The following is a 6,073-nucleotide window of genomic DNA, read 5'->3' as shown; positions in this document are numbered from 1 at the left end:
CTCTTGTGACGACTACCGTGCCCGCTCAGGTCGAGGATCTGCCGCGGTCCCAGGCGCAGCGCCGCGTCCTGATCGTCCTGATTGCCGCTCAGGTGTTCAGCGGCGCCGGGCTGGCGGCGGGGGTGACCGTCGGGGCCCTGCTCGCGCAGGACATGCTCGGCTCCACCAGCCTTGCCGGTCTGCTCGGCGCCCTGTCCACCGCCGGTTCCGCGCTGGCGGCCGTCGCGGTCGGGCGTATCTCTCAAGCACGCGGCCGCCGCCCGGGCCTTGCCGCCGGGTATCTGGCCGGTGCAATCGGCAGCACGGGCGTCATCGCCGCCGCCGTCGCGGGCAGCTCCGTGCTGCTGTTCGCCGCGATGTTCGTCTACGGCGCCGGTGCGGCCACGAACCTGCTGGCCCGCTACGCCGGTGCCGACCTGGCTGCTCCCGAGTACCGCGCCCGGGCGGTGTCCACCGTGCTGGTCGCCACCACCCTGGGCGGCGTGGTCGGCCCCAACCTGGCCGCGCCCGCCGGCGACGTCGCGCACACCCTCGGCATCCCCCGCCTGACCGGGCTGTTTCTTCTCTCGGGTGCCGCCTACGCGCTGGCCGCCCTGGTTCTGGCCGTATGGCTGCGTCCCGACCCGCTGTTGCTGGCCCGCACGCTGGAAGCGGCGCGTGCCGCCGCGGCGGTCGCGCGACCGGACGAAGCCGGCGGTCGGGTACGGCCGACGGCCGGACGGCGCCGCGCCGGCGTCCTGATGGGCGCGCTGGTCATGGTGGTCACCCAACTGGTCATGGTCGCGATCATGACGATGACACCGGTCCATATGCACGACCACGGCCACGGTGCCGCCGCCTCCGGTCTCGTCATCTCGATCCACATCGGGGCGATGTATCTGCCCGCGCCCCTGTCCGGCTGGCTCGTCGACCGGTACGGACGACTCACGGTCGCCGCCGCTGCCGCATTGGTCCTCCTGGTCGCCGGGATCGTCGCCGCCAACGCCCCTGTCGGTTCCGCCGCCGTGTTCGCGGTGGCGCTCGCATTGCTGGGTGTGGGCTGGAGCCTAGGCCTCGTCAGCAGCACCGCGATCATCACGGATGCCGTTCCCCTGGCCACCCGCGCCAGGACCCAGGGTTTGGTCGATGTCTCGATCGCGATCGCGGGCGCCACGGGTGGTATGGCCTCCGGCCTGGTCGTCGCAGGCGCCGGATATCCAGTCCTGGCCGTCGGCGGCGGCATCCTGGCGCTGGCCATCGTGCCGACGGTCGTCGTCGCGGCGCGCAGCCGCTGAGCGACGGCCCTCTGGCAGCCATCCACTTGCCGGGCACCGATCGGTGTCACGGGGCGACGACGCCGGCGGTGGTCACCGAGCCCGGGCCGCTGCCCATGACGGTCAGAGCTCCGGCGCGCGGCAGATAGGACGGCAGGGTGATTTCCTGCCCGGCGGCCGAGCCGACCTGGACTCAGGTCAGCGGCCTGGAGCGGTCGGTGCGGTCGGTCGAGGCGGTGTGTGTTGCGGCCGCGCCGATGACGCGGGTGGCGCCCAGGTGAACACCTCACAGCCGCCAGCGCGCCCAACTCACCGAACCCGTGTCGGCCAGATCAGCGCCTGGGCGACGATGACCCTCTCACCGTTGAAGGTGACGGCGGGCCCTTCGTGCAGTTCGTAGCCAAGGCCAATCATTTCGCTCACGCGCTGGCAGAACGTGGCGTCGTCCGGTCCGGTCAGGACTCGGTAGATGGGCAATCCGTCCGGTGGTGTGCTCATGAGACGAAGAATTCCACAAGCGCCTGCCTCAACCGCGCCTACTGCCCTTCCGTTCGGGTCCCGCCTCGGGACCCGAACGTCGAGCCCTACCCCGGTGGCCTCACTTCCACGGGTCGGTGAACGACCGGCCGGGCATCGGCTTGGCGATGAGCGCTACGGAGATGAAGAAGTTGACCTGGCCGATCGCGAACATCAGTGTGGCGAGCGCCTTGGGGTCGTAGTGCTCGGCCGCCTGCGCATACAGGTCGTCGGAAACCCTCTCGCCATCCGCGGACGGCTGGAGCACGGCTTCCACAAGCGCCAGCGCGGCACGCTCGGCACCCGTGAAGTACGGCGAGTCCTGCCAGGACGCCACCGACGTGATCCGCTCCTCCGATTCCCCGGCCTTGTGCAGGAAGCCCGTGTGCAGAACGGTCAGGTAGGTGCTGCCGACGATCTGACCAGCACGCAGCTGGACCAGGCCGATCGTGGAGCGCGATACCGAACCGTTGCCGGTGAGCTTGAACAGCGCCGCCGACGCCTCCGCCAGTTCGGGGACGAGCTTCGCGGGGTCCTCGGACATCCGCGGAGCCATCGGGACCTCGGCCGTGATCGAACGTGTTTCCATCGCTGTCTCCTCAGGGCTTTCGTGTTGCTCTCACTGCCCTGACGGAGCGCGACGGGGAAATGTGACCGGCGGAGGCAAGTTGTTTTTGGCCGGTGAGGTGTTCTGCCCTATGCCTGGTCGGAGCGGAGGGCGGCGGCCCGGAGCAGGGCGTCGCGGCAGGCGAGGACGGCGGGGTGCTGGCTGCGGCCACGGCGTACGACGGTGAAGACGCGGCGCGTGCGCCGGCCACGGGGGAGTCGTTGCAGGGTGACGGTCGGAGCTCGGCCGCTCCAGACGAGGTCGGGGAGGAAGGCCGCGGCGTGTTTCTGCTCGACGAGGCGGAGGTGGAGCAGCAGGTCGGTGGTCTCGAACCGTACGTCGGGCTCGAAGCCGGCGTTGCGGCACAGGGTCATGGCCCAGTGGCGCGCGGCTGTGCCCTCGGGTTCCATCACCCAGGGGTGGTCCGCCAGTGAACGCAGCGCCACCAGCGGGGTGTTGGTGTCCGGGCCGTCGGTGCCCGGGGCGTCGGTGTCCTCGGCCGGCTTCGGCAGTGCGAGGTGCAGGGGGTCCTCGAGCAGGTCTTCCTGTTCGAGTTCGGCGGGCCGCGGGTTGGGGTTGCCGGGGTATTCCTCGGCGAGGACCAGGTCGAAGTCGCGGGCTTGCAGGGCGGGCAGGGCCTTTTCCGGTTCCATGTGCGTGACATGGACGCGCAGGTGCGGGTGCAGTTCGCGCAGAAGGCTCAGCGCGGTCGGGACCAGGGCCAGGGCGGCCGTCTGGAACGAGGCGATGCGCAGGGTGCCGGTCAGCTCGGTGAGGGAAGTGGCGATATCGGCCTCCGCGCGCTCCAGGCGTTCGAGGACCGCTTCGGTGTGGGCGACCAGGATCTCGGCCTGCTCGGTCAGCCGCACCCGCCGGCCGACCGGCTCCAGCAGCGGGACGCCGACTTCGGCCTCCAGCTGGGAGAGCTGCTGGGAGACGGAAGAGGGTGCGTAGGACAGGGCCGTGGCGACGGCCGCCAGGGTGCCGCGGTGTTTGAGTTCGCGCAGCAGACGCAGTCGGTGCAGATCGAACATCGCCAGCCCACTCATTTTCTAATGGTCAGTTTTTCCGATGAGTATACGTTGAAAACATTCGCTGGACCGATCCTAGGAGGATATCGGACCCTGATCGTGTGCTTGAGAACCTTTCCTCCCCCCATGCGCTGCCGTGGCTCGTACGGCCCAGTGCCCGTACCTGGCGGTGTGATCCCGCACCCGCCGAGGTGCGGGGCTTCCATGCCACGCTGCCCGACTACGCACCCACCTCGCTGGCCGAACTTCCGGAGCTGGCATCCGAGTTGGGCGTTGGCCGGGTCTTCGCCAAGGACGAGTCATGCCGTCTGGGGCTGCCCGCCTTCAAGGCGTTGGGCGCGTCCTGGGCGGTCCACCGCACCCTGGCCGAGCGGGCCGCGAGCGGCCGAGCACCGGGCCCGGTCACCCTGGTGACCGCCACCGACGGCAACCACGGCCGTGCGGTGGCCCGTACGGCACGCCTGCTCGGGCAGCACGCCCATGTCTTCGTCCCGCAGGGTGTGCATCCGCAGGCCGTGGCGGCCATCGCCGCCGAGCGGGCGGAGGTCACCGAGATCGAGGGGGCGTACGACGAGGCCGTACGCCTGGCGGCACGGGCCGCCGCCGCACCGGACGCGGTCCTGGTCCAGGACACCGCCTGGCCGGGCTATGAGCAGATCCCGGGATGGATCGTCGAGGGCTACTCCACCCTCTGCGCCGAGATCGACGAGCAGTTGGCGGCACAGGGCGTCGCCGACGGACCCGACCTCGTCTCCATCCCGGTGGGCGTGGGGTCGCTGGCCCAGGCCGTGATCACCCACTACCGCAGCCGCCCGTCGGGGCGGGCTCCGGCGCTGCTGTCGGTCGAGCCGGAGGCCGCGCCCTGCGTCCTCGAAAGCCTCATCCGCGGTGCACCCGTCAGCGTCACCACCGGCAAGACCACCATGGCCGGACTGAACTGCGGCACCCCGTCCAGCATCGCCTGGCCCCATCTCAACGGCGGGCTGGACGCCGCGGTCGCCATCCCGGACGCCGACAGCGCCCACGCGGCCGCTCGCCTCGCCGCCCTCGGCGTTTCCTCGGGCCCCTGCGGGGCCGCGACGCTCGCCGGTCTGCGTGCGGTGCTCACCGGCGCGGGCGTCGGAGAACGCCGTACGGCGCTGGGGCTCGGGGCGACCTCGGTGGTCGTACTGCTGAGCACCGAGGGCGCGGCCGCCAACCCGCACGCCACCACCGATCGCTGAGCGCTCGGGGTCGGCTACCTGGTGTTCCCGGGCTTCGGGCTCGTGGTCGCGACCACGGCCCACTGACCCGCCCCCCACCACCGTTTCCGCCAACACCTGGAGACAAGCCATGACAAGCCCGAAGATCACGGTCAACGGCGACCGCCTGTGGCAGTCCCTCATGGACCTCGCCGAGATCGGCGCGTACGACGACGAGCGCACCGGTCTGCGCGGCGTCAACCGCCTCGCCCTGACCGATGCCGACGCGGCCGGCCGCCGCCGGGTCGTCGCCTGGATGAAAGAGGCCGGACTGGCCGTCCGTATCGACCAGATGGGCAACATCTACGGCCGCCGCGAGGGCACCGACCCGACCGCCGCCCCGGTCCTGACCGGCTCGCATATCGACAGCGTCGCCACCGCCGGCGCCTTCGACGGCTGCCTCGGCGTCCTGGGCGGCATCGAAGTCGTCCGCACCCTCAACGAACGCGGCATCACCACCCGCCGCCCGATCGAGGTCGGCATCTTCACCGAGGAAGAGGGCGTCCGCTTCGGCACCGACATGCTCGGCAGCGCCGTCGCCGCCGGCCGCCTCACCCCGGAGTACGCCCACGCCCTGACCGACCGCGACGGCCACACCCTCGGCGGCGAACTCATCCGCACCGGCTTCGCCGGCCCCACCGACGTACGCCTCGCCCCGCCCCACGCCTACGTCGAATGCCACATCGAACAGGGCCCCGTCCTCGCCGAGAACGACGTCCCGGTCGGCGTCGTCACCGGCGTGCAGGGCATCTCCTGGCAGGAGATCACCATCCACGGCCGCGCCGCCCACGCCGGCACCACCCCCACCCATCTGCGCGCCGACGCCGGCCTCGCCGCCGCGCAGATCATCGTCCACCTGCGCTCCCTGGTCGACTCCGGCGCATACGGCGATCTGCGCGCCACCGTCGGCCATCTGATCGTCCACCCGGACCTGACCAACATCGTCCCGGCCCGCGCCGAGATGACCGTCGATCTGCGCAACCCCGACGACGCTCAGATGGCCCGCGCCGAGGAAGCCCTGGCCGCGTTCCTGCGCGACCTGGAGAACAGCCGGCCGGGCCTGTCGCTGACCACCCGACGGATGGCCAAGACCGCCTACGTACCCTTCGACGACAGTGTGCAGAAGGTCATCGCTCAGGCCGCCGACGACCACGCCCTGGAGCACATCTCCCTGCTCTCCGGCGCCGGCCACGACGCCCAGGAGATCGCCGCGCTCTGCCCGACCGCCATGATCTTCGTACGCGGTGAGTACGACGGCATCAGCCACAACCCCCGCGAGTACTCCACGCCGGAGGCATGCGCCCACGGCGTCGACGTGCTGGCCACCGCCCTCCTGCGCCTGGCCGACCAGGACTGACTGCCCACGGCGGCCCACACCGCACAGAGCCCACAGCCGATCAAAACACCGCCGCCCCCCACGTGCCA

At 71.2% G+C, this 6,073-nt stretch carries 6 protein-coding genes; 3 read left to right on the top strand and 3 right to left on the bottom strand.

Annotated features, from left to right (window positions below; genetic code table 11):
• The first annotated feature begins 5 nt into the window (after positions 1-5).
• Positions 6-1,274, top strand: coding sequence for an MFS transporter (locus CCN51_RS48375; protein ID WP_211303322.1), 1,269 nt, complete (start codon positions 6-8; stop codon positions 1,272-1,274).
• A gap of 288 nt (positions 1,275-1,562) precedes the next feature.
• Here CCN51_RS48375 and CCN51_RS48370 read toward each other — a convergent pair whose 3' ends face one another.
• From CCN51_RS48370 to CCN51_RS48360, 3 genes are all read right to left on the bottom strand, one after another.
• Entirely contained in the window at positions 1,563-1,751 is a 189-nt protein-coding gene (locus CCN51_RS48370) for a DUF1737 domain-containing protein (RefSeq protein WP_043485941.1), read from the bottom strand.
• A gap of 100 nt (positions 1,752-1,851) precedes the next feature.
• Positions 1,852-2,358 (bottom strand): carboxymuconolactone decarboxylase family protein, encoded by a 507-nt coding sequence (locus tag CCN51_RS48365; protein ID WP_014172857.1) that lies wholly within the window; start codon positions 2,356-2,358, stop codon positions 1,852-1,854.
• A gap of 107 nt (positions 2,359-2,465) precedes the next feature.
• Positions 2,466-3,410 carry a LysR family transcriptional regulator gene (locus CCN51_RS48360; RefSeq protein WP_014172856.1) on the bottom strand — a complete coding sequence of 315 codons (945 nt, stop codon included), beginning with the start codon at positions 3,408-3,410 and terminating at the stop codon, positions 2,466-2,468.
• A 98-nt stretch (positions 3,411-3,508) separates the two neighbouring features.
• Here CCN51_RS48360 and CCN51_RS48355 point away from each other — a divergent pair, with 98 nt between their 5' ends.
• Both CCN51_RS48355 and CCN51_RS48350 read left to right on the top strand, forming a co-directional pair.
• Entirely contained in the window at positions 3,509-4,630 is a 1,122-nt protein-coding gene (locus tag CCN51_RS48355; protein ID WP_014172855.1) for a diaminopropionate ammonia-lyase, read from the top strand.
• A gap of 109 nt (positions 4,631-4,739) precedes the next feature.
• Positions 4,740-6,005 carry a M20 family metallo-hydrolase gene (locus tag CCN51_RS48350; protein ID WP_014172854.1) on the top strand — a complete coding sequence of 422 codons (1,266 nt, stop codon included), beginning with the start codon at positions 4,740-4,742 and terminating at the stop codon, positions 6,003-6,005.
• Positions 6,006-6,073 lie beyond the last annotated feature (68 nt).

The organism is Streptomyces milbemycinicus (genome assembly GCF_002154605.1).
Classification (GTDB): domain Bacteria; phylum Actinomycetota; class Actinomycetes; order Streptomycetales; family Streptomycetaceae; genus Streptomyces; species Streptomyces milbemycinicus.
Note: the sequence above shows the minus strand (reverse complement) of the source record. Positions and strands in the feature narration are given on the sequence as shown.